This is a genomic window from Roseobacter cerffii (assembly GCF_054226325.1).
On record NZ_CM135757.1, the window covers coordinates 3,231,472 to 3,254,999 of the forward strand.

A 23,528-nucleotide genomic window follows, 5' to 3' on the forward strand; every position below is an offset into this window, starting at 1 on the left:
CCCTCTTGGGGCGGTCAGTTGACGGTCAGGCGGCAGAGAATGGTGTTGCTTTGCTCAAGGTCCGGGCCCCAGATCAACTCTGCGTCCTGAACCCAGTCGATCCGGTCATAGCCGCCCTTGGGATCGACATCGCGCTCGGAGTAGACCACGGCCTTCGGCCAGTCTGATGCATCAAAGCCGGGCAAGTCCCAGCCATCGGGCGCGTCGGCGCTGTCAAAGCTACAGGGGGCGACCCCGGCGACCGGATCGGACGCACCTTCGCAGGATGTGTCGAGGGGCGCGCTGTGCACCACAAGACACTGCCAATCGGCATTGCTGACCGCGACGGTCTCGCCCGCGGCATCCCTGATCTGCAGGATCAACCCGCCGTCGCCCATCTGTTGTCGCCGCGTGCCGATGTATTCAAGGCCGGTGTCGTTCTCTATGAAATCCTTGGCGATCAGACCGATCACCATGGGCCGATCCGCCTCAAACTGAAAGCTTTCGGCGTTGAAGGAGCGCTCGGTCGTGATCGGCACACTGTCTTCCGCGACCGGCGTGCCATTGACGGACATGGCGAACCAATTGTCAGCCCAGACATCCGCTGAGAAGGTCTCGGCGGTCAGCGGCGAGACCGACAGACCGCTCATCAGAGCCGCTAGTGACAAGCACTTCATAACAACACTCCCGAACAGGTGTTCACAGGTTGAACGACACCCCCTCTGGTTTCCGTCGCGCGCGGGAAGCCGCAGCCCCAAAATGCGCCCCATAAAGGCGGCGATCCGCCCATTGGGCGCTCCGGCATCGCGACAGAAGCGCAGATCACGTCAGGGCCATGCCGCCCGCTATGACGTCTGCCCTTGCCTGTTGCGCGCCCGCGCCTTGACGGCCCGCCTACCGGGGATCTCACCCCCAAGAGCGACGCGAAGCCGTGTCGCCTTATCCGCAAGTGCATTCGCCTCCTCTTCGCCAATCGCCTCGATGATGATCCGGTCGATCTCGCCCCAGGCGGCTCTGATCTCGTCGAGCAGTGTCGCGCCCTTCTTGGTCAGGCCGAGAATATGGGTGCGTCGTTCCGCCGGATCGATCCGCCGGTAGATCAGGCCCGCGGCCAACAGCCGGTCCGTCATCGTGCTCATGCTCGCCGCGGTGATGTCGAAGGCCCGTGTCAGCTCAACCTGGCTCGCCTCCCCCATCCGGTCCAGCGCGTTCAACACCCGCGCCTGCCGTGGCCGCACACCCAGTGGCGACAATTGTCGCCGCAGCCGATCCTCGATCAGATCGGCGGAATGGAGCATCGGATGCAGCAGGTACTTGCGCTTTTTCATATCACACTTAGTATCCAAACTATTAATGGTTTGCAATCCAAGATGAGGACCACCCATGGCATCTCCTTCCACATATGGCGTGATCTCGCGCATCAATCACTGGCTGATTGCGATTGCGATGATCGGGATGTTGGCATTCGGGCTCTATCTCGAGTACGGCGGGCTGGAGCGCAGCGCCCGTGGACCGCTCATTGGCATTCACCGCTCCATTGGCGTGCTTGTTCTGGTTTACGGCATCTGGCGTGTGGCCTGGCGCCTCCTCGAGGGCTTCCCGCCGCCTGCCTCGGCAACCGGGCCCTCCTGGCAAGAAAGCGCTGCGAAATTCGCCCATTGGACCCTGCTTGCAGGGATCCTGATCATGCCGCTGTCCGGGATCGCCTTCACCGTCTTCCGGGGCCGCTCAATTGACGTTTTTGGCTGGTTTACACTGCCTGCGCAGGTCGAGATCCCCTGGATCGTCTCTGTCGCATCCGAGATGCACAGCGTTGCGGGCAAAGCGATCACGCTCATCGTCATCATTCATATCGGCGCAGCTTTGAAACATCATTTCATCGACAAGGACCCAACGCTCGACCGTATGCTGAAGGGATAGACGCGAGGGTTGGGACGTCGCCCGCCCGCGCGTCGTCTGGGGATCTGGCCTCGGTGTTTGCCCCTGGGATGCTCGCCTCGCGCAGGGACCTAATCCGCCCGCCAATCTTCAACGCGCTTCGGTCCGCCTTCGCCTCAGCCTCATCGCCCACCAGCGGGTGACCGCCAGCATCCAAACCTCTTCCGACGGAAACCGACCCGATGCCCGTAGAACAGAGCAGAGACACCTGACGACATAACTTAGCAGGCTAACCTTAAGGAGTCGCGACATGAACAGGGAAAATCTGATTGGGCGCTTCAAGACCTACGCGACCGTCCTCGCCACCGGGCTCGGCTTGGCCTTCGTGACGCTGCCTTTCGCCGGGCTTGCAGAGCCGGAGCCAGGCGCCCCGGTCATCTATCTCGCCGACAATCTGGATGAGGCGGACGGGCTCGGATGGTGCATCGATACGCTGGGGCGCGGCTTCGCCGAAAGCCTGCAAGCGCATTCCTGCAAACCGCAGGGCGGCGATACACAGTTTGACTACGACCGGGCCACCTTACAGATCCGCTCGGTCCCCTTCGCCGACAAATGCATGACCTATGCCGCGCCTGACAACGGGGCTGTCCCCTTCGCCTTGCTCGATTGCGACCCGGCAAACGGGGATCAGCAGTTCCTGTTCAATCCCGAAACCGGCCGCATCACCCTGAACTCCGCTCCGGATCAATGCGTGGTGGTCGGTGCGCAGAGCCGAACCGCCGGCCCGTTCATGTCGCGCGATCTTACCCTGACCCCCTGCGCCGAGGCCGAGGCCGCTTTGGCGACATGGATCTACAAACCCTCCTGACGGGCCGGGACCCGACCCGGAGATCACAATGCGCCAAGGCGGATCGTGACAGCGTATTGGCGGGCCACCCCACCCATGCAGGTGAGCACCTATACCACCGCCCGAAAACCGCAGCGGACTGCTGGCCAACCGCCGGGAAAACAGCGGCGCGCTGATCAACTGGGGACTGCCGATGGCACCGGGGCGCCACCGCCCCTGGCCTAGCCAGACGTCACCGCATGCGTTTCATGGTGCCCACGCAGGATCGGCATCAGCTGGTCTTTCGACTGCATCCCCTGCACCGTTTGCTGCAAACCGCCCTGCCCATCGAACAAGAGCAATGTGACATTGCCCACGCCGTGTCGCACGGCAAAGGCCTGCCCCTCGGGCGTGTTGATATCCGCGATCAGATAGACCAGGTCGCACTCGCCGAACTCCTTCAACGCCTTCCGGGTCTGCTTCTGAAGTGCGGTGCAGGTCGGGCATTGCGGGTCATGTACTTGGACAACCGTAGGCTTGCCCTGCCCCAGACGGCTCAGGTCATGCTCGGCGGCATAGGCCCGGAACGAGCCCATGGCGAAATAGCCACCACCCCCGACGACAGCCGCAGCAATCGCACCATTGCGCATCAGCTTGAGCGCGTCACGGCGGGACGGCTCCGCGATCTGAGATGACGAGGCGGCTTTCGACTTCGATCTGCGCTTTTGCGATTTGCGGGATTTGCTCATGTGTCGGGGCTCCATCTAAAGCTGGCCGGAGCCTAGGGCCACGACACGCAGCACGCAAAAGCTTTCCGCGCGGCGTTTGTCACAATCGCGTGCACAAGTCGTCATCCTCCGCCCCCGACATGGGCCACCAGATCGCGGATAAGACCCTGTGACTCGCAATAATCCTTAAAAAAGTGTAAATATCGAACGACAGCGCCAAAGACGGGGACCTTTCCAAGATGCTGGACGACGCACACCTGCCAGCCGAGCTTCCGCCGGGGCTTCAAGTGGTGTGCGACGCGTTGACCATCCCGATCAGCATTGCCGATCCCGATCACCATGATACGCCGCTGATCTACGTGAACCCCGCTTTCGAAACCTTGACGCAATACTCCGCGACCGAGGCAATCGGGCAGAATTGCCGCTTACTACAGGGCCAACTGACCGACCGCACCGCCACCGACGAGATTGCGGATGTCTGCCGCCGTCGCAGTTCCGACGCCTTTTGTGTCATCAACTACCGCAAGGATGGCAGCATTTTTTTCAATCTCCTGTCCATCCAGCCCCTGCACGTGGATCGCCACCGCACCCTTCTCATGGGGTGCCAGCACGATTTCCGGCCCACCCAGACGGGCGGCACGCTGGCGCAGACCAGTGCCCTGATCGACCGTGCCCAGAGGAGCTTGCGGCACGGCACGCGCGCTGGTCCACACCACGTCAACATTCACGACACCTACCGTCTCGACATGATCGCCATGCGCTATGGCGCCGCCTTCACCCGCGTCAAGAACATGCTGGTGAAGAACAGCAGCATACGCATGACCGACGGCACTGCCGCCGAACGCGAAGAGGCCTTCAGTGCGAGTGGTTTTGCCGGGCGCGACCCGGAGCACTTGGCAAGGTTGTTGAATTAACACTTAGCGCCAGACACCGCGCATCCGCCCGCAAAACCGACGGCGCACCGACAAAATACCGACGTTATACCGACGCGATACCGACGTCGGATTTTCCTTGAAATGCTGGCATATCTGATCGAACCGCCGCGTGGCGCAAAAGCACGCCACATCCGTTGCGCGCGCGGTGGTGTTACCCACCGATAACCAGGATCGGAAACGCGGCGTCGCCCGCGCACCCTCGGGACCACATGCCGAAGCTCAATGATCGAATGGTGCAGCCCGTTGGCAGGCTGAACCGCGCCTGGCCTATTCGGCGGCGACGGCGGTACTGGCCAGTTCCCAGGGACGGACAAACGCGCTCAGAGCATGGGCAATCGCATCCTCGCCCGCGCCATTGGGTTCGATCTGTGCCACCAGCCCGCGCTTCTTGTCATCGACCACGCTGACAACCCGTGCCGCAACACCGGCATGTTCCAGCGCCTGGTTGTAGATGCGGGTGATCGCCATCTTGCGCAGGTCGGGTTTGAAGATCTTGCCGACCGCCGTCTTGGGCAATTCATCCATGATCGTCATATGCTTGGGATGGGCCGCGCGCTCATGCACATGCTCCTTGCACAAGGCCAGCAGCTCCTCCTCGGTAACGCTGGCACCATCCACCAGTTCGACAAAGGCGCAGGGCACCTCGCCCGCGTGCGCGTCGGGCTGACCGATGGCACCGGCAAAGGCCACCGCATCATGGTGCAGCAGCGCCTCCTCGATCTCCGCAGGGTCAATGTTGTGTCCGCCCCGAATGATCAGGTCCTTGGCGCGCCCGGTGATCCAGAGATAACCATCCGGATCAACCCGGCCCAGATCGCCCGTGCGCAGATAATCCCCGAAATAGAGGTCCTTGTTCTTCTCCTCTTCGGTGTAGGTGCACCCAACGTAAACACCCGGATTTGCTACGCAAATCTCACCGATCTCATCCACGTCCGCCTCGATGGGGCCGTTCTCGGTGGCCTTGTAAATCTTCACTTTGCAATAGGGGAACGGGATGCCGATGCTGCCCACCTTCTTCTCGCCATCCACCGGGTTGCAGGACACAAGACAGGTCGCCTCGGTCAGACCATAGCCTTCCACGAGCGTCACGCCGGTGGCTTTCTCAAAGCGCCGGAAGAGCTCCAGCGGCAGAGGCGCCGAGCCCGAGAAAGCGGTCTTCACCGTGCTCACATCGGCATCAATCGGGCGCTGCATCTTCGCCGAAATCGCTGTGGGTACAGTGATGACAAAAGTGATCTTCCAGCGCTCCACCAGCTTCCAAAAGTTGTCCATCACCCCCTCGCCGCGATAGCCCTGCGGCGTGGGGAAGATCACATGCGCCCCCGATGTCACCGCGGCCATCAGGATCACGTGACAGGCAAAGACGTGAAAGAGCGGCAGCGGGCAAATGATGTTGTCTTCTTCGCTGAAGAGCAGTTCCGTGCCGATCCATCCGTTATAGAGCAGCCCTGAATAGAGGTGCTGCGCCACCTTGGGCATGCCGGTCGTGCCGCCCGTATGGAAGTAACAGGCGACGCGGTCGCCCTCGCTGTCGGCAAAGCTCAAGGCTTTGGGCTGCTTGGCCACTTCAGCCATGAAATTCATATACGTGGCATGGTTTTGCACGCTGCGTTTGGGCCGGATCAGCGGCACGATCCAGGACTTCGGCGGCGTGAGATAGCGCAGCAAATCCACCTCGAGCACCGTCTTGACATTCGGCGCCAGCGCCACGGCTTCGGCGGTCTTGTCGGCCACATCAGTCTTGGGGAAAGGCCGCAAGGTGACAACGACTTTCGCATTGGTCTCGCGCAGGATCGAGCCGATCTGCTCGGCGTCCAGAAGCGGGTTGATGGGGTTCACGATGCCAGCAACCGCGCCGCCCAACAACGCGAGCACGGTTTCATTCGCGTTCGGCAGCACATAAGCGACCACGTCGCTCTCGCCCACGCCAAGGGATCGGAAAAGGTTGGCGGTCTGGGTGACCTGATCCTTCAAGGCCGACCACGTGAGCGTTTCGGCCTTGTCCTTTGGACCGGAGAAAATCTGGTAGCTGACCGCATTGTGGTTGGGAAATTTCTCCGCCGTCTGGCTCAGCATCCCGTACAGCGTTTTTGGCAGCGGGCGGTCTTCCCACGGCATCGCTGCCTCGATTGCGTCGCGGTCCTCGATCCCGGCAAAACTCATCCAAATTCCTCCCAAACCGCCCGCTTTCGGGCTTTTTCTCCGTGGCAAAGAGGATGCGGCCTAACGCATCTTTGTGCAAGCGTTCTGCGCGCGCTCACACCGCCGGGACGCTGCGTAAAATCGGCCTGACGTAAGGACATCGGAGGGGTGTGATCCGGTGGGAAGGGCTACTCCGCCGCCATCCCATCGGTGAATTGCAGCCGGGCCAGACGCGCATAGAGGCCGTCTTCCGCCACCAGCGTGTCATGCGGCCCGCTGGCGACCACGCGGCCTTCGTCGAGCACGATGATTCGGTCGGCTTTCTTCACCGTTGCCAAGCGGTGTGCGACAATCAGCGTGGTGCGCCCGGCGCTCAGCGTATCAACCGCGGCCTGTACTGCCCGTTCGCTTTCCGCATCCAGCGCGCTGGTCGCTTCATCGAGTAACAGGACTGGCGCGTCCCGCAGGATGGCCCGGGCGATGGCGATGCGCTGCTTCTGTCCGCCAGACAGCATCACCCCCCGTTCGCCGAGGTATGAATCGTAACCGTCCGGCAAAGCCGAGATGAACTCATGCGCCGCAGCGGCCTTTGCGGCAGCCTCGATCTCGGCATCTTTCGCCTCGGGCCGGCCAAAGCGGATGTTATCGCGCGCGGAGGCTGCAAAGATCACCGGATCCTGTGGCACCAGCGCGACGGCCTTGCGGAAGGTGTCGCGTCGCAACTTCGCCAGATCGACCCCATCAAGCGTGATCCGACCGGATGCCGGATCGTAAAATCGGAGGATCATCTGGATGATCGTGGTTTTCCCCGCGCCTGACGGGCCAACAAAGGCGATGGTTTCACCCGGTTCGATAGTAAGGTTCACACCATCAAGAGCGTGAATGCCGGGACGGGACGGATAGTCGAATGTCACCCCCTCGAAGGCGATGCGCCCCTCAATTGGGTCGGGCAGCGACAAACCCTCCTCCGGGTCCTGCACCGTGTCGTCAGTCTGCAGCAATTCGACCAATCGCTCGGTGGCGCCCGCGGCGCGCTGCAACTCGCCCCAGATCTCGGAGAGCGCGGCGACACCGCCGGCCACCATCACCGCATAGATGACGAATTGCACCAGCGCGCCCTGGCTCATATCGCCCGCACGCACATCGCGCGCGCCGATCCAGAGCACTCCGACAATGCCTGCAAAAACCAGGAAAATCACGATCACGGTCATCAAGGCGCGGGTCGAAATGCGCCGTCGTGCGGCCTTGTAAGACAGCTCGGTCACATGCGAAAACTGTTCGCGGCTGGCGGCTTCATGGGTGAAGGCCTGCACGGTCTGAACCGCCGAGAGCGTCTCTGAGGCGTTGCCGGATGAGGCCGCGATCCAGTCCTGGTTTTCGCGGCTAAGCACACGCAGACGCCGCCCCAGCACCAGGATCGGTATAATCACGGCTGGGACGATCAGCAGTACCAAACCGGTCAGCTTCGGCGAGGTCAGCAGCATCAGGGCCAACCCGCCAACAAAGATCAGCAGGTTGCGCAAGGCAATGGAAACAGAAGAGCCGATGACGGAGAGGATCAGCGTCGTATCCGTGGTGATCCGGCTCAGCACTTCGCCGGTCATCACCTGCTCGAAAAACGACGGGCTCATGGAGATCACGCGGTCGAACACGGCCTTGCGAATGTCAGCCACCACCCTTTCACCAAGGCGAGTAACAAGCATATACCGCAGCCCGGTCCCAATCGCTAGAAGTGCTGCGATGCCAAGGGCCGCAGCGAAGTACTGGTCGAGAATATAGGCGTTTTCCGTGTCGAAATTGTCTACGACCCGGCGGACCGCCATGGGAAGCGTCAGTGACACCACGGCGGTGGTCACAAGGGCACCAAGGGCGGCGAAGAGCAACCGGCGATAAGGCCAGACAAAGGGCCACAGGGCCGCCAAAGCACCGATCTTCTTTGACTTTGCCCGCTCCTCAGTCTGCCCGGGCGCGGGTGGCGTTGCCTCTGCCATGTGATCCCCTTCCTCTTCCTTCATCTGTCATGGCTGCCCGCGCGAGAAGGGTCAAGGGACCGCCCCAGTTTGCACAGCCAAAGCGCGCATATGCCGCGATTTGGGCAATGTCGTTAGTTCAATCGCATGTACAGGAAAAAGCTCTGGAGCGGGCGGCGGGAATCGAACCCGCTTCATCAGCTTGGAAGGCTGAGGTAATAGCCAGTATACGACGCCCGCTCAGCGCGGTTGGTGATAGGCCAAGCGGCACAGAGGGTCAAGTCAGCAAATAGCCAGCGGCTCTAAAGCGTTTACCTGCATACAGTTTTCACAGGAACGGAGAGGTTTGATTGAAATTCGTTTGAGCAATTCGTGTGACGTGCCCGCCGCGAGCATCGCTCCCCCAAAGTAATGAGTGCAGTTTTTTTGGGGTGCCGCGCCAAGCCCGCCATCGAAACCAAGCCTACACGACCAGCCGATAGAAAATCGCCTCCGCAAGCCAGTTCGAAAAGTAGGATGAAAATAGACCGACCAACACCTTGCCGAGACGGCGGGCGCTTCGCAGTACCCCTCATCTGGTGGAGCGGAATCTGCCTTTCAGCCGCCGGTGACATCAGGCTTCTGATGTGGGAAAATCCACACCATGTCTCATCTAATCAGAGCGTTCGTCTTTGTCATGTTTTGTCTATTCGGCCATGGCACGCTTCCCGGCCTTGCATTGGCGCAACGGGCGCATAGCGTGCCAGAGCCGCCTCCCCTAGGTTTATTATGGAACCGGACGGGCCTGCCCGCTGTCTTTCCTTTGCAGGTCAAATCGCAGGCGGGCCGGGACTATGTCGTGACGCTGATCGACAGCGAGACCGATACGGCGGCCTTGGCGGCTTACATTCAGGGCGGCGACTTCTTCAGGGTTCTCGTGCCGCCGGGCACGTACCGAGTGCGCTTTGCCACAGGTCTCGTTTGGCAAGGCGAGCAGGCGCTCTTTGGCCCCGGCGCGCTGACCGAGCATTTTGAACTGAAGGCGCCGCTTACCTTCGAGATACGCAACCCGGGCATCAAGGGCGGGCACATCATTGACCTATCCACGGCGGCTCCCGGGCAGATGGCGCTGGCGGAAACGTCAGAGCTATTGATGTGCCAGACGGTCCGAACGGAATATCTCCGCCTGCCCGTCGGCAATGAGATCGGGCTTACGTTTCCGCAGTTGGAGACCCAGCGCTTGATCCTGTCCTGGCGCGGTCATCTGCGTTTTCCCGAGCGGCGAACAAAGGAGGTGTTCCGACCACCTATCCATTTCGAGTATCGCGATCTCAAGCGGCATCGCGCGGTCCGGCCGCGGGTGTGTGGGTGAGGGTTAGTTTTGGTAGATCGGACTTGGAGGGGGTGGTCGCACAAACGGCAATCGACTCGCAATTGTTGAATGCACTCTTTCGATGACGTTGCAAATACACACCGCATCAAAGCGCGTCTTGGTTTTGCAGCTAGAGCCAATCACCGGAGGGTTGGCTGCTACCACGAAAATGCCCGCAATGTGACTAACGTTACTTGGTGGAATTCGGCGCCCGACAGCCTCCGAGAAATGCAGACAAGTTTGGTATTGAACAGATCTGTGCCGGATGGCATCCGCTATCGGGCAACCAAGTTCGGTCAGGTGCGGATCAGCGACCATGGATGACATCGATCTGATCAAGCAAATTGGGGCTGGCGACAAGCGTGCCATGCATGCCTTTTACCTGCGCCACAATGAAGCTGTGTATGCTTTTGCAGTTTCGCGGTCTGGCAATGCGGAGCTTGCGTCGGACTGTGTCCACGACACCATGCTGGATGTGTGGCGGTCGGCGGGCAGCTTTGCCGAGAGGTCGAGCGTCAAGACGTGGCTCTTCTCAATTGCTCGCAACAAACTGGTTGATGCGCTGCGCAAGCAGGGGAAGCTCTCTTACGTCGAGGAGGTGCCCGAGCATGAGGATACGGCGCCAAATCCGGAGGCGGCAGCCATCGCCGCCGCCGAACGCGCGCGGTTGCATCGCTGCATTGAGGGGTTATCGGGGCCGCAGCGGGCTGCCATTCGCCTCGCATTCCTGGAAGACCTGACATATCCGGAAGTTGCTGAGGTCGAAGCGGTGCCCGTCGGCACCATCAAGACACGCATTTACAATGCGAAACAGGCGTTGATGCGGTGCCTTGAAAGATGCTTGCGCGGATAGCGCATTACTGCGCCACAAACTCCACCAAGTCTGTGCGCTCTTCCAGGACCACAATCGCCTCTTCACCTAAGCTGGCATTCGCAAAAGACAGGCGCAGAAGGCCAAGCGCGCTCGGACCGTCCGAAATCGTGCCGCCGAGCGGGACAAGCACAGCGGCGATCTCTCCGAGGGTCGCCGCGTCGACGAACTTCACCTGGAAACTGAAAGCTTCGGACTTTTCGCTTGCGGTGCGGAATCCGTCGGGTGCACCATTGATCCGGGGCCCGACAGTGACCTGCCAGGCAGCAACTGCGATCACGGCAACCGCTGCATACTTCAACATCTGTTGCCAGGGGCGCTTGTTGTCGTTTGCCGTCGTCGGCATGGCATCTATTTCGACCGACAACTGATCCCAAACAGCATCGGCGTTTTCATGGCGTGGTGCTGATGCAAGCTCTGCGCGAACGGCGCGCATCACATCCACTTCAGCTGCGAGAGAGGCATCGCGGGCCATGGCGCCTTCAAAAGCCTCTCGATCCGCCGCGGTGAGACGATCCTGCAGGTAGTTGAGTATATCCTGGTCGCGATCCACGCGTTCACGCTCATTTCTTAACACGGTTCGCTTCTTTGTCGCATGAATGCGCTGAATGGTTCAAAATTATTGTGATGCGTGCCAGCTTTTCAGCTCTTGATTGAATCGACACACCGCTCAACACTATCAACCTAGGCGAGAAGTCGCGTCCAGCGAATGGTCAGCCGAGAGGGAAAGAAGCACATGTCACAGGTTGCACGTATCCTTCGGGGCTGGATAGCTGTCGCCGCTGGTCTTGCACTGCTTGGCTGCGCCGCGCTGGAGGAAACCCCAACACCGGATGCCGACGTCGCTGATGTCGTGGGCCCGCGGAAGATCATCGCGCTGGTGCCGGATGTGGAAAGTGCCGCCCAGATGCGTGAAGTGGCTGAATCGACAGGATATCAAGAGCTTGAGGTCACCAGGCTCGGCGGACTTGACCTGACGATGATGACCTATCGGATGCCCGACGGAGTGACGGGTGCGGAGGCGATCGTGGCGCTCGAGGCGGCAGTTCCCGCGTCGACGGTTGGGGTCAACCACGCCTATCGCCTGCAGCAACAGGGTTCCGCGCAAGCGCTCGATTACGCTGGTGCTATGATGCGCTGGACGGACGGCGGATGCCCTGCGCGCGTGCCGATTGGTGTGATTGACACGGCAATCGATACGGCATCGCCTGCGCTGGCGGGCACCCAGGTCATCACCAGAACCTTTTTTGAAGGCCCTTCCGCCGATACCACCCATGGCACAGATGTGGCAGCGGTTTTGGCCGATCCCGGCCGTTTGCAGGGCGTAAAGCTCTATGGCGCCAACGTGTTTGGTCGGTCACAGACCGCGGATCTGGTCGCTGGGGCGGACGCTCTGGTGCGCGCGCTGGATTGGTTGGCGGATGAGGATGTGCGCCTCGTCAACCTTGCGCTGGCCGGCCCCTACAACAAGCTGCTCAACCTGGCCGTCGAGCGCGCGGCAGACCGCGGCCTCATTCTGGTCGCCGCTGTTGGCAATGACGGTCCAAGTGTCGATCCCCTCTATCCGGCGGGTTTTGAGGAGGTGATTGCGGTCACAGCTGTTGATGTCGACAGCCGGATCTATCGCAACGCGGTCCGTGGGCCGCATGTCGATGTCGCCGCACCCGGTGTTGATGTCCTGATCTCCTCTGACGGGCGGGCGCGCTTTGTCACGGGCACGTCGATTGCCACCCCCTTCGTCACAGCGCGTCTGGCAGCCGACCCGGCGGTTGTGGCCGCACGCGATGTCTCCGAGGTCCGCAATCGGCTTGCCCAAACAAGCGCAGAACTTGGCCCGGCCGGGCGCGACCAAGTGTTTGGATATGGGCTTGCCCTGGCAAACGGCGTTTGTGCCGAATGATTTGACGGGCAACCAAGTGTTACCCGTTGTGGGGGCCCGCGCATTGTGAGCGCCATGAATCCCGGTCGCAAATGCGGGCATACGCGCTTCGTCGACCCTCTGTGAGATATGGTCCATGGCTCGGGCGGCGGTCTAGTGTACGGACCAAGCCCATCCACATTGATCGCTGCCAAGTGGGCAGCGGTGTGATGCGTGGCATCTATAACCCAGACAAATTGGGGCCGGATCGGGTCTTCGGCGGACTGGCGGACAAACAAAAAACCCCGCCAACCGGAAGCTGGCGGGGCTGTGCGCTGCGACGTTACATTTACCTACGCAATCATGAAATCATCAGCGCCAAAGTCCGTGACCACGGCATCTTCGAATGTGATCACCTTGTTGTTGACAGCCAGCTCAACGTCGTCTCCGACCTGGCTCAAGTTCGCGAGCAGGTTTTCGGTCGTCACGTTGGGGTCTGTTGTGACGAACGCCAACTGATCGACGCCGACTTCGAAGTCGAGAATGACATCGACGCCGATATCTTCTTCGAAGAATACGAAGGTGTCGGCACCCTCGCCACCCGACATGATGTCATTTCCGGCACCGCCGCGAATGACGTTGTCCTGATCGTTGCCGACGATGACGTCGTTGCTGTCGGTCCCGGTGACATTCTCGAAGTTGACCGCAGAGGCGTCTTGGCCAGCGCCATTGTCAATCTCGATCGCGCCGGTCTCGAGGTTCACGCTGACGGGACCTGATGCTTGGTCGAAGTCCAGCGTATCCACACCGTCGCCACCGTCGAGGTCGAGCTTGATCTCGTTCAGCACGTCGCCGGTGATCACCGCTTTGTCGTCGCCGCCGCCGAAGTTCGTCTCCTGCACTTCGGTGTTGCGGATGTCGAGCTGGAAGAGCCCGCGTTCGGTCTGGCCGTTCACCTCGATGCGGGCGAACTGGATGCCCTCTTCGGTCACCGAGAACTCCGCCACATCGTCGTTCTGCAGGTCATCATTCACCAGATCGGTGTCGAAGTTCACCTGCTGGACGTCATAGCCCTTGCCGCCATCCATCAGGTCCGAGCCGTCGCCGTTGTTCCAGACCAGCAGGTCGTCGCCGCGGCCACCGAACATCTCGTCGTCGCCCTTGTTACCGGCGATGATGTCGTCGCCGTTCTTGCCAAAGAGCTTGTCCTCGCCGTCCTGGCCCGACAGAATGTTGTCCTGCTGGTCGCCCACGATCTTATCGTCGAACGCAGTGCCCACGACATTCTCGAAGTTCACAGCATGGGAGTCGTTCAGCGTTCCTTTCTTGAGGTCCACCTTGATGGCCTCAGCCGCCTCGCTCAGGTCCAGCGTATCCACACCGTCGCCACCGTCGAGGTCGAGCTTGATCTCGTTCAGCACGTCGCCGGTGATCACCGCTTTGTCGTCACCGCCGCCGAAGTTCGTCTCCTGCACTTCGGTGTTGCGGATGTCGAGCTGGAAGAGCCCGCGTTCGGTCTGGCCGTTCACTTCGATGCGGGCGAACTGGATGCCCTCGTCGGTCACCGAGAACTCCGCCACATCGTCGTTCTGCAGGTCATTATTCACCAGATCTGTGTCGAAGTTGACCTGCTGCACGTCATAGCCCTTGCCACCGTCCATCAGGTCCGAGCCGTCGCCGTTGTTCCAGACCAGCAGGTCGTCGCCGCGCCCACCGAACATCTCGTCGTCGCCCTTGTTACCGGCGATGATGTCGTCGCCGTTCTTGCCAAAGAGCTTGTCCTCGCCGTCCTGGCCCGACAGAATGTTGTCCTGCTGGTCGCCCACGATCTTATCGTCGAACGCAGTGCCCACGACATTCTCGAAGTTCACAGCATGGGAGTCGTTCAGCGTTCCTTTCTTGAGGTCCACCTTGATGGCCTCAGCCGCCTCGCTCAGGTCCAGCGTATCCACACCGTCGCCACCGTCGAGGTCGAGCTTGATCTCGTTCAGCACGTCGCCGGTGATCACCGCTTTGTCGTCACCGCCGCCGAAGTTCGTCTCCTGCACTTCGGTGTTGCGGATGTCGAGCTGGAAGAGCCCGCGTTCGGTCTGGCCGTTCACTTCGATGCGGGCGAACTGGATGCCCTCGTCGGTCACCGAGAACTCCGCCACATCGTCGTTCTGCAGGTCATTATTCACCAGATCTGTGTCGAAGTTGACCTGCTGCACGTCATAGCCCTTGCCACCGTCCATCAGGTCCGAGCCGTCGCCGTTGTTCCAGACCAGCAGGTCGTCGCCGCGCCCACCGAACATCTCGTCGTCGCCCTTGTTGCCAACCACGACATCATCGCCAAAGCCACCGGAGAGATAATCCTCTCCATCGCCGCCTTCGACCGTGTCATCCCCGACACCGCCGAACATCGTGTCATCGCCGAGGTCGCCTGCGAGTTCGTCATCGCCAAACAGGCCAAAGACGAGGTCGTCGCCATCTTTGGCCGTCACGTGATCATCGTCGAACGAGCCAACAATGAGGTCATTCTTGTCTGTGCCGTGAATGTTGCCGTTACCAAAAATCAGGTTGAAAAAGTCAAAACGTGGCATTGGATTCTCCATACATAAATGGCTTCAAAAAATCCTCGCCGGCTCCTCACGAACGAAACTGACTGCGCTTCAAGCCGCCGAGATATCCGTTGGTCGTCCCGCGGTGCAGAATGGTTCAAAGTATTTTTGAGTATTTGGAATGGGCTCTCTGATTGCTGTCGAGTATCGCAGCTTCGCCCGCTAGATGAAGCATTCGCCCCAGTCGCAAAATCTGCAGTTGGCCAAACGGCAGCACTGCACTGCAGAGCGCAATGGTCATGCCAAGGTCCCGTTAGGGCCGTTTTTGTAAGCGGCCTCGCAGCATTAGATTTCAATGGCTTCGGCGATATCTGGAGCGTCTTCGATCTCGACACCGAGATACCTAACCGTGGTGTCTATCTTGGTTTGACCAAGCTGCAGCTAAATGGTTCCGAAAGTCTCCGGCTTCTCGTAGGTCGGCGTGACTCCGGTACGGCCCATCGAATGGGTTACTTAAGCCGTCGCTTCAAGTCTGATCGAAGTGATGCAAAAGTCTAGATCCGTGCGCACTGGTGGGTCGAGATGTGCAGACGCGCAATACCGGGAAGACGACGGCGATGGCGGTGCCAAACTATATAGCAAGTATTGAATGTATCGCTGTGACATTAGTGCGGAGTCCGTCCTTCGCCTGTGAACAATAATCATCGTTCCAGCCGTTGGAGGAATCCAAAAAGGCCACCGCGTCTTGTCGTGACATCTCTGAACGCCTTTCTGGCGCTTTTGCCATGACTGCTGCGTACAGCAACTCTTCCATTCGTGTTTGCCCGCATTGCAGAACCTATCCGAAGATGGCAGCGCCGCCATTCGTTCAGCGCCTGTGGCAACCATCACCCTTCTGTCAGCGACCACCTGAAGCGGTTACGACAATTGGGGTGCAGGGATATCTTGCGCAGGGTGACCATTGCCATCGGCGGGGGGACAGCGTTCGTTTTCTTCATCATAGGATCCGAGGTGCCGCCTGTATGCCTGACCAAGTTCAAGACGACCTGCCGCTGTATGCATAACTGAAAACAGCAAAGAGCCGATGCGATTTTCTTGTCCGACTGGTCTGCCCGCAATGTCCTAGTCCTCCGCTAGATTTGCCGCCGCCTGCGGTCTTCGTCTGAAATTGCGAATGTCTTGATTGTCTTCAGGCCAAACTGGATGTGACCAACCGAGCATCCTAAATTGCTCCACGGTTGGCCCGGTCAGGCTCCGAGCGGATATCAGATTCGCAGTTCACTCAAGCACCATGCGGGGAAAATAGAACGAGACGACCCAATTCGGCATGTCCACGATTTCTGAGATTCTCAGGTCCCCACAGGTGGACATCAGCATATAGGCATCAACCGCAGGCATCCCATGACGCGCTGTGAGCAGATCGATCATGCCCGCCACCGCATCGCGGGCTCCCGTCATCAGGTCGGGCCCAACGCCTGTGGTGACATCATAGCCCTTCACATCGAGATGGTTTGTCACGGGGCCCGGTGTGGTAAAGCGAGGCATCGCAAGGTTGGCGTCTTTGACAAGATCGAGCGTCAGCGTCACATCCATCGGGCTTTCAATTGCGGTGCCGCAAACCTCACCATCCCCCTGCGCGGCGTGCGTATCGCCGACCGAGAAAAGGGCGCCTGCCACCTCAACAGGCAGATATATCTCCGTACCAACAGACAGGTCTCGGATATCCAGATTGCCGCCTGTGCGCCGGGGTGGAACGATGGAGTGCAGACCCGGTTCGGCGAGTGCGACACCGATTGTGCCGGTGAAGGGCTTGAGCGGTACGCGGCCCATATCACCCCAGAGTGCAGGCTCCATCGTCACTGCATCGTAGGTCCATATCGTCAGCGCCGGGTCCTCGAATTGGTCGGCCAGAAGACCGAAGCCGGGAATGTTGGCAGTCCAGCCCCAAGCGCTGCCATCCGTCTCGCGCGGTGCAAATTCTTCAAGTGTGATCTTCAGCGCATCGCCGGGTTCCGCCCCGTCCACGTAGACGGGCCCGGAAACAGGATTGATCTTGCCGAAATCAAGGGCGGTGACATCCGCAACAGTGCTCGAGGAGCCAAGCTGGCCCGCCGAGGAGTCCATGCAGTGGCAGAGCAATGTTGATCCGGGCGCGACCGTTTCCACCGGGGCGATGGAATTGTCCCAGCCGAAATGATGTTGCGCGCCGTGGATAGTGTAGTCGCATTTTTTGCACATGGGTTTGCTCCATCAGACAAGCGTTCAGCTCAGAGCCGGCTCTATGCCGGGTCGACTTCGAATGGGCCGCGGCACCTACGATCGCGCGCCACTGCGGGCCGGTAACAGGCCATCTGGCCGGACTAGCAGCACGGCGATCACCGCGCTTAGCACAATAGCATCCCGATAAGGCGCCAGTGAATCAGGGAGAAAGGCTTGTGTCAGCACTTCGAGTGAGCCCACGACAAACCCGCCCAGCACCGCGCCGCCGAGGCTGCCCAGCCCGCCAAGTACGGTTGCGATGAAGGCCTTGAGCACGGGAAAAAAGCCCATCATCGGATCGACAGACCCACGTTGGGCGGTCCAAATCACGGCAGCAACACCCGCCAAAAGGCCCGAAATGGCAAAGGCGGCGGCGACCACCCTGTTGGCCCGAACACCCAGCATGCGCAGCATGTCGAGATCCTCTGCCGCGGCGCGCATCGCCATCCCGATGGCGAGACGGCGCAGCACGAAGGTCAGGCATCCCAGCGAGAAGATCGTCACAAGGATCGACGCCGTCGGGGCCACACCGATGGTCATGCCTGCGATCTGGTACGAGCTGGACCAGGCGGGCGGGAAGGAGATTGGCACGGGTCGTGCTGAAATGCCGTTCTGGAACAGCACCTTCAAAATTTCGGAGACAGCAAAGCTGGTGATCAGAAGCGAAATAACATCCGCTCCGCGCATCACGCGGAACGCTGTGCGCTCCATCGCCAGCGCCATGACCACAGCCGCGCCCAGTCCGATGCACAATGCCGCCACCGGAGGAAAGCCCAAGACCATGGACAAAAAGATGCCGTAGCCCCCGAAGGTCATGATTTCGCCGTGGGCGAAGTTGATGAGCCGCACGATAGAAAAGACGATGGCCAGACCAAGGGCCAGCATAGCGTAGATGCCACCGAGGCTCAGCGCATTGATAAGCTGCTGTACGAGTTGATCCATCTCTCAGGCCGCCAGGTACGCTGATTTCAGAAGATCGTCATCGGCCAGATCCGCTGGCGCGCCTTGTGCCGCGATCTCACCATTGGCCAACACGACAGCATGGGTCGCGACGTCCAGCGCAAGGGCTGCGTTTTGCTCAACCAGCAGGATCGAAATGCCTTCACGCTGCAGCTCTTCGACGATGGAAAATATCGTGTCGACCATCTGCGGAGCCAAGCCCAGCGAAGGTTCATCCATCAGCAGCAGCCGGGGCGCGCCCATCAGGGCGCGGGCCACGGCCAGCATTTGCTGCTCCCCGCCCGACAGGAGACCCGCCAACTGTCGCCGGCGCTCTCCCAGGATGGGAAAACGCTCCATCAACTCGGCGCGGCGCGTTGCGGCGATTTGTGGGGTGGTCACGGCGGTGCCTGCGACGATCAGATTTTCCTCCACCGACAGGGAGGCAAAGATGCGCCGGCCTTCAGGACAGATGCCCACACCCGACCGCACAATAGCGTCGGGTGTGGCCTTGGCAGTGGGTTGGCCAAAGAGGGAAATGCGCCCGGACGTCACGGGAACGACACCGGCTATCGCCATCAGCGTGCTGGATTTGCCCGCCCCGTTGGCTCCCAACAGAGCGGTGACCCCGCCCTTGGCAACCTCGAAGCTGATGCCGCGGACGGCCCGGACCGGGCCGTAGCGGACGTCCAGTGAATCGACCTCAAGGACCGTATCCCTCATTTCTGCCATCGGTTTAGGGCTTCGGCAGGGTCTCGGGGTCAGCCATCTGGCGCAGGACAAACTCCTTTTCACCATCTCCTGTGATCCGCGCCACGACAACCTCGCGCAGAGGCATTCGGTCCGTGCCCCTGAAGGTGAAGTTCGACATAGTCGCCGTGCCATCCTCAAGCTCGGCCATCGCCGCGCTGACGGCAGCGGGATCGGTCGTGCCGGCTGCTGCCAGGGCCTGTTCGATCATGTCCACGATATCGCAGCCGTTCACGTAGTAGTTATTGTCGGGCACGGTCCCCGTGGAGGCTTTGAAGCGGTCGATGAAATCGGCATAGGCCGAACCTTCATCCGGAAAGCCGCCAGAGGTGTGCACCACACCATCGACCACATCGCCCAGCCCGCGGACGGTCGGGGTGTCGAGAACGTCACCGCCCATCACCTGGGTTTCGACCCCTGCCCCACGCAGCGCGCGTATGAAGGCGGGAAAGTCAGGCTCCCAGGCCCAGGTCACGATCACGTCCGGCGCGTCATCCGCGTTCTGGATGTTGGTGACGATGGCTGAGAAGTCCGGCTGGTTCAGGCTGTAAGTGCTCTCACCGACAACCGCCCCACCGAGCGATTCAAACGCCTCGCCGAAGTAGCGGGGGCCGCCAAGCGTATAGGCGCTGTCGGGCGAGGTCAGCAGCCAGGCCTTCTCGAACCCCTGATCCCGGGCATAGGCCGCAAGCACAGCCCCCTGCTGGTTATCAGCCGGATAGCTGCCAAAGACATGCGGGCCCACTTGGGTCAGCACCGGCGCGGTACCGGCGAAGGTCATCGTTGGCACCATGTCGGCCGCTGTGATTTGCGCCGCAGCGATGGTCGGGTCGGCATCGGCGGAGGAGACGATGAACTTGGCGCCCTCATCCAGCATTTCCTGCACCACTTGTACACCCACCGCGATGTCAGAGCGGGTGTCCTTGACGATCAGCTTGACCGGCGTCGTACCGTTCAGCCCGCCATTGGCCATCTTCTCGTCTATGCAGAATTTGAACCCTGCGTAAGCGGGGCCGTCGTAGGGCGCAAGATATCCTGACTGCGCTGACATCACGCCGATGATGTAGTCTTCTGCAAAGCTGGCAGTCCCCAATGCTGCAATGGCTGTTCCGAGCAAAATAGACTTCAATGTCATGTCTTTTCCTTTCTGGTTTTCAGGTGGCAATGGCTTTTTCTTCGACAGGTTCGGTATCGGCCGCCTGGGCGGACCGGCCGCGCCCGATATAGGCTTCGACCACATCTGGATTGGCGCGCACCTCTTCAGGGGACCCTTCCGCGATCTTCTGGCCGCGGTTCATCACCACAATGTGGCTGCACAGGCGGTTTACGAAGCGCAGGTCGTGATCAATCAGCAGGATGCCGATGTTGCGACTTTCGCGGATGCGGATCAGCCGTTCGGCCAGATCACTGGTCTCTGCCGGGTTCATGCCCGCCGCAGGTTCATCGAGCAAAAGGATCGCCGGGTCCTGCGCCAGCGCGCGGGCGATCTCCAGCCGTTTGCGCGCACCATATGACAGGTTTTCGGCACGCATGGCCGCGATATCGCCAAGGTCGAATGCTTCCAGTTCGCGCAGGGCGATGGCGTTGGCCTGATCCCGGCGGTATCCGGCTGCCAACGCGGCGACCAGAACGTTCTCAAATGCGGTCAGGCCCGAGAAAAGGCGCAGATTCTGAAAGCTTCGCGCAACCCGGTTTTCAATGATGCGATGACGTGCCAGTCCTGTGAGGCGCGTGCCCCCGATTTCGGCGCTCCCCGCATCCGCCGTGTATTGGCAGGTGATCAGGTTGACCAACGTCGACTTGCCCGCGCCGTTTGGGCCAATCAACCCAGTGATCCGGCCCGCGGGCACGTCAAAGCTGACGTCCGCCACCGCCTGAACCCCAGCAAAGGCCTTGGACAGTCCACGCACCTGCAGTGTTTCAGTGCTGACCGGGCGTGGCGCGGGAGCATCGCGGGCGGTGCTGCTTACCCTCTGCAGCAGAGGAGCGCCCGCGCTGGGGCCCAGTTCGAACCCACCCACGAGGCCTTGTGGGCGCAACCAGATGACCAAGAGGATAGCAACACCCAAAGCGACCGTCGTCAGACCGAAAACCTCGGGCAAGTTGATCCCGCCCAGAGTGATCCCACCTTCAAGGTTGCGCACCGCGTTCTGCAAGAGCGTCACGGCAACGACACCGACAACGGCGCCGCCCACCGACGACATACCGCCGACGATCATCATGACCACATGCGCAAAGACGAGGCTGAGGTAGAAAGAGGCCGGAGAGAAAGCACCGAGGATATGGCCATAGAGCGCGCCCGCAACGGTGGCCAAAGTGCCCGAAAGCGTCCAAGCCACCAGTCGTGCCCGACGGGGCGAGATGCCAAGGGCAGTTGCTGCGTCCTCGTCATCGCGTACGGCGCGGACAAAAAGGCCCCATCGGCTTTCTCGGTAGAGGCGCGCGATGAGTATGAAGATCATCGCGGCCAGCAGCACATAGGCCAAGTCGGTGACCCGGGGCACCCCGTAGAATGTCTGGCTACCACGGGTGAATTCTCGCGCGCTGACAGCGATGCTGTGTACGATGATCAGCAGACCAAGGGTGGCGATGGCCGCCGAAGGCCCCACGAGCCGTGAAATCGCGCTGCCGGTGAGCAGTGCAAATGCCAGTCCGGCCACAAGCAGGAAAGGCAAAGCGCCCCACAAGGTCAGCTCGTATCCAGCCAACCAAAGTGGTAACTCAGGCAGAGCGCTGCGTTGCAATGCAGCGGGCATCGTCAGAATGCCAGACAGGTAAGCCCCCAGCGCCATGAAGGCGCCATTGCCAAAGGAGACGATCCCGGTGTTACCGCAGAAGACCGCCAAAGCAACCACGGCGGCCGCGTTAACGCACATCAGCAGCGCGATCCGCTCACCCGTGCGCCCAAAGAGCAGGGTCAGAAACGCAACCGTACCGACCAGCACAGCCAGTGCTGTCAGAGTGCGCAGCCAGTTCGCCGCGCGCAGCCGGGCCGGGTGTGCGTGGAGCGTTGCGGCCTCCATCAGAGGGTGGCCTCCAATTCAGCCACAAGTTCGGCGCTTGTCACCTGACGGCAATAGCCTTTGATCGCACTCAGTGAATTGTCGTGGCGAACCTGTGAATAGGTCAGGCAGGCATCGGTCACCAGCGTCACCAGATACCCCAGATCACACGCATCGCGAATGGCGCTTTCCACGCATTGATCGGTGAGCAGCCCCGACAAGATCACCTGCCGGACACCAAGGTTTCGCAGGATGTAGTCGATATGGGTGGAGACAAAGACAGAGGAGGAGGACTTGGGCAGCACGATCTCGTCACCCTCTGGGGCGATCCGATCAATCACCTTGCCGTCCCAACTGCCCTTGGGCACGTTGAACCCAGTGATCTTGTAGTCCAGCGACCTGTCCCGACCGTCGAGGGTGAGGCTTTCGATGGTGGTGTACATAACCTCCACTCCCGCCTCCCGGGCGGTCTCCTGAATAGTTTGCATATTGGGTATGACGCGGCTGTCCAGTTCATCAAAAAACCAGCCGTACCTGTCCTCGAACTCACTGGGCGAAAGCCCTTTGAACTCTGACCCATCGCGTTCCGCCGAGAAGTTCTGCACGTCAATGAACAGAAGCGCGGCATGGGCGGGTTTGATCGGGACATCGCGGCTGAGGGTCATACTTCTGCCTCCGGGAGAACTTCGGATATGGCCGCCGCGATCAGATGCGCCCACTCTGCGGTACCTTCGGGATGGGCGATCAAATCGTTGCGGATTTCAATCAGGGCATGAGCCGCGCCACTGGGTTCAGCGTGACGGGGGATGAACCAGTCGGTTTCATCGTCGATCTGGTAGGGTTCATTGACCGCCAATTTCAGATCAGGACTTCGTGCGGCAATGCTCTCCATGAGAGCTTGAGCGGTATCGAGATCATGCCGACTGAGAAAACCCGCATGCCAAGGGCGCGCCGTGCCGCCCATGACGGGGGTGAAGGAGTGGATCGAAAAGCAGCCGCGCGGTTTCAATTCTGCCATCAGTTCGGTGATCGCCGCATCAAGCGGGTCAAAGATCTCCCGGGCGCGTTGGTGCTGCTCCGTCGGCGTGATCCCGAGATTTCCGGGGATCGTGACACCATCAACCTCGGGCGGCACCGCGCTAGCGCTGTCAGGGGGACGGTTGGCGTCAATCACAAGGCGGCTGTAGGTTTGAATCACCAGCGGCGCCCCGAGCCGCGCCGCCACATCGTTGGCTACCGCCAGCGCCCCGATATCCCAGCCACGATGGCTGTCGACCACGTGTTGCGGCAGCCCTAGTCTGCTCAGGGACTGCGGGATCGCTTGGCCCGCATGCTCACAGATCAGCAGTATGGGTACGCGGGACTCTGCATTGACGATCTTCACCGGTGCAGGGTCGGATTTTTGCAGAATCGATGAAATGTCCGCGAGCGTCATCTCTTCAGCCTTGGAAAAACAGCTTTCTATGTCAATGAATTTATATTGACTGAAAATCAGTTTTC

General features: G+C 60.5%; 20 protein-coding genes and 1 tRNA gene. 6 read left to right on the forward strand and 15 right to left on the reverse strand.

Translation table 11 applies throughout. The annotated features are described in order from the left end of the window. Positions 1 to 14 precede the first annotated feature (14 nt). Together ACVC7O_RS15705 and ACVC7O_RS15710 are read right to left on the reverse strand one after the other, a co-directional pair. Positions 15 to 656 (reverse strand): PEBP family protein, encoded by a 642-nt coding sequence (locus tag ACVC7O_RS15705; protein WP_458323056.1) that lies wholly within the window; start codon positions 654 to 656, stop codon positions 15 to 17. A gap of 168 nt (positions 657 to 824) precedes the next feature. Further along, positions 825 to 1,307, reverse strand: a complete 483-nt coding sequence (locus tag ACVC7O_RS15710; protein ID WP_458323057.1) for a MarR family winged helix-turn-helix transcriptional regulator — start codon at positions 1,305 to 1,307, stop codon at positions 825 to 827. Between the two features lie 55 nt (positions 1,308 to 1,362). On the opposite strand from ACVC7O_RS15710, the gene ACVC7O_RS15715 reads away from it, so the two are divergent. Continuing rightward, on the forward strand, positions 1,363 to 1,899 hold the full coding sequence (locus ACVC7O_RS15715) for a cytochrome b (RefSeq protein WP_458323058.1): 537 nt from the start codon (positions 1,363 to 1,365) through the stop codon (positions 1,897 to 1,899). Positions 1,900 to 2,167: 268 nt separating this feature from the next. After that, positions 2,168 to 2,725, forward strand: a complete 558-nt coding sequence (locus ACVC7O_RS15720; protein WP_458323059.1) for a hypothetical protein — start codon at positions 2,168 to 2,170, stop codon at positions 2,723 to 2,725. Positions 2,726 to 2,925: 200 nt separating this feature from the next. Here the strand turns inward: ACVC7O_RS15720 and ACVC7O_RS15725 are convergent, their stop codons facing one another. Continuing rightward, entirely contained in the window at positions 2,926 to 3,432 is a 507-nt protein-coding gene (locus ACVC7O_RS15725; protein ID WP_458323060.1) for a thioredoxin family protein, read from the reverse strand. A 218-nt stretch (positions 3,433 to 3,650) separates the two neighbouring features. Between ACVC7O_RS15725 and ACVC7O_RS15730 the strand changes: the two genes are divergently transcribed. Then, positions 3,651 to 4,325 (forward strand): PAS domain-containing protein, encoded by a 675-nt coding sequence (locus ACVC7O_RS15730; protein ID WP_458323061.1) that lies wholly within the window; start codon positions 3,651 to 3,653, stop codon positions 4,323 to 4,325. 288 nt (positions 4,326 to 4,613) lie between these two features. Here the strand turns inward: ACVC7O_RS15730 and ACVC7O_RS15735 are convergent, their stop codons facing one another. The 3 genes from ACVC7O_RS15735 to ACVC7O_RS15745 form a co-directional block, all read right to left on the reverse strand. Continuing rightward, positions 4,614 to 6,509 (reverse strand): acyl-CoA synthetase, encoded by a 1,896-nt coding sequence (locus tag ACVC7O_RS15735; RefSeq protein WP_458323062.1) that lies wholly within the window; start codon positions 6,507 to 6,509, stop codon positions 4,614 to 4,616. Positions 6,510 to 6,676: 167 nt separating this feature from the next. Beyond that, on the reverse strand, positions 6,677 to 8,479 hold the full coding sequence (locus tag ACVC7O_RS15740; RefSeq protein ID WP_458323063.1) for an ABC transporter transmembrane domain-containing protein: 1,803 nt from the start codon (positions 8,477 to 8,479) through the stop codon (positions 6,677 to 6,679). A 144-nt stretch (positions 8,480 to 8,623) separates the two neighbouring features. After that, positions 8,624 to 8,698, reverse strand: a tRNA-Gly gene (locus tag ACVC7O_RS15745). A 598-nt stretch (positions 8,699 to 9,296) separates the two neighbouring features. On the opposite strand from ACVC7O_RS15745, the gene ACVC7O_RS15750 reads away from it, so the two are divergent. Then, positions 9,297 to 9,809 (forward strand): hypothetical protein, encoded by a 513-nt coding sequence (locus tag ACVC7O_RS15750; RefSeq protein ID WP_458323064.1) that lies wholly within the window; start codon positions 9,297 to 9,299, stop codon positions 9,807 to 9,809. A gap of 316 nt (positions 9,810 to 10,125) precedes the next feature. Further along, positions 10,126 to 10,662, forward strand: a complete 537-nt coding sequence (locus ACVC7O_RS15755) for an RNA polymerase sigma factor (RefSeq protein ID WP_458323065.1) — start codon at positions 10,126 to 10,128, stop codon at positions 10,660 to 10,662. Between the two features lie 4 nt (positions 10,663 to 10,666). Here ACVC7O_RS15755 and ACVC7O_RS15760 read toward each other — a convergent pair whose 3' ends face one another. Beyond that, positions 10,667 to 11,257 (reverse strand): hypothetical protein, encoded by a 591-nt coding sequence (locus tag ACVC7O_RS15760; protein ID WP_458323066.1) that lies wholly within the window; start codon positions 11,255 to 11,257, stop codon positions 10,667 to 10,669. A 159-nt stretch (positions 11,258 to 11,416) separates the two neighbouring features. On the opposite strand from ACVC7O_RS15760, the gene ACVC7O_RS15765 reads away from it, so the two are divergent. Next, on the forward strand, positions 11,417 to 12,580 hold the full coding sequence (locus tag ACVC7O_RS15765) for a S8 family serine peptidase (RefSeq protein ID WP_458323067.1): 1,164 nt from the start codon (positions 11,417 to 11,419) through the stop codon (positions 12,578 to 12,580). 311 nt (positions 12,581 to 12,891) lie between these two features. Here the strand turns inward: ACVC7O_RS15765 and ACVC7O_RS15770 are convergent, their stop codons facing one another. From ACVC7O_RS15770 to ACVC7O_RS15805, 8 genes are all read right to left on the reverse strand, one after another. After that, the gene (locus ACVC7O_RS15770; RefSeq protein ID WP_458323068.1) at positions 12,892 to 15,120 is read right to left on the reverse strand and encodes a calcium-binding protein; all 2,229 of its coding nucleotides are present in this window, start codon (positions 15,118 to 15,120) and stop codon (positions 12,892 to 12,894) included. A 1,236-nt stretch (positions 15,121 to 16,356) separates the two neighbouring features. Next, positions 16,357 to 17,316 carry an acetamidase/formamidase family protein gene (locus tag ACVC7O_RS15775; RefSeq protein WP_458323069.1) on the reverse strand — a complete coding sequence of 320 codons (960 nt, stop codon included), beginning with the start codon at positions 17,314 to 17,316 and terminating at the stop codon, positions 16,357 to 16,359. A 75-nt stretch (positions 17,317 to 17,391) separates the two neighbouring features. Continuing rightward, positions 17,392 to 18,279: a branched-chain amino acid ABC transporter permease gene (locus tag ACVC7O_RS15780; protein WP_458323070.1), complete on the reverse strand. Its 888-nt coding sequence runs from the start codon at positions 18,277 to 18,279 to the stop codon at positions 17,392 to 17,394. 3 nt (positions 18,280 to 18,282) lie between these two features. Then, entirely contained in the window at positions 18,283 to 18,999 is a 717-nt protein-coding gene (locus tag ACVC7O_RS15785; protein WP_458323071.1) for an ABC transporter ATP-binding protein, read from the reverse strand. A gap of 13 nt (positions 19,000 to 19,012) precedes the next feature. Further along, positions 19,013 to 20,161 carry an ABC transporter substrate-binding protein gene (locus ACVC7O_RS15790; protein ID WP_458323072.1) on the reverse strand — a complete coding sequence of 383 codons (1,149 nt, stop codon included), beginning with the start codon at positions 20,159 to 20,161 and terminating at the stop codon, positions 19,013 to 19,015. A 19-nt stretch (positions 20,162 to 20,180) separates the two neighbouring features. Continuing rightward, complete coding sequence (locus ACVC7O_RS15795; protein ID WP_458323073.1) at positions 20,181 to 22,049, reverse strand: branched-chain amino acid ABC transporter ATP-binding protein/permease; 1,869 nt, start codon at positions 22,047 to 22,049, stop codon at positions 20,181 to 20,183. Beyond that, positions 22,049 to 22,693, reverse strand: a complete 645-nt coding sequence (locus ACVC7O_RS15800; RefSeq protein WP_458323074.1) for an isochorismatase family cysteine hydrolase — start codon at positions 22,691 to 22,693, stop codon at positions 22,049 to 22,051. The genes ACVC7O_RS15795 and ACVC7O_RS15800 overlap by 1 nt, the downstream gene beginning before the upstream one ends. Next, positions 22,690 to 23,463, reverse strand: coding sequence for an N-formylglutamate amidohydrolase (locus ACVC7O_RS15805; RefSeq protein WP_458323075.1), 774 nt, complete (start codon positions 23,461 to 23,463; stop codon positions 22,690 to 22,692). The genes ACVC7O_RS15800 and ACVC7O_RS15805 overlap by 4 nt, the downstream gene beginning before the upstream one ends. Between the last annotated feature and the right edge of the window lie 65 nt (positions 23,464 to 23,528).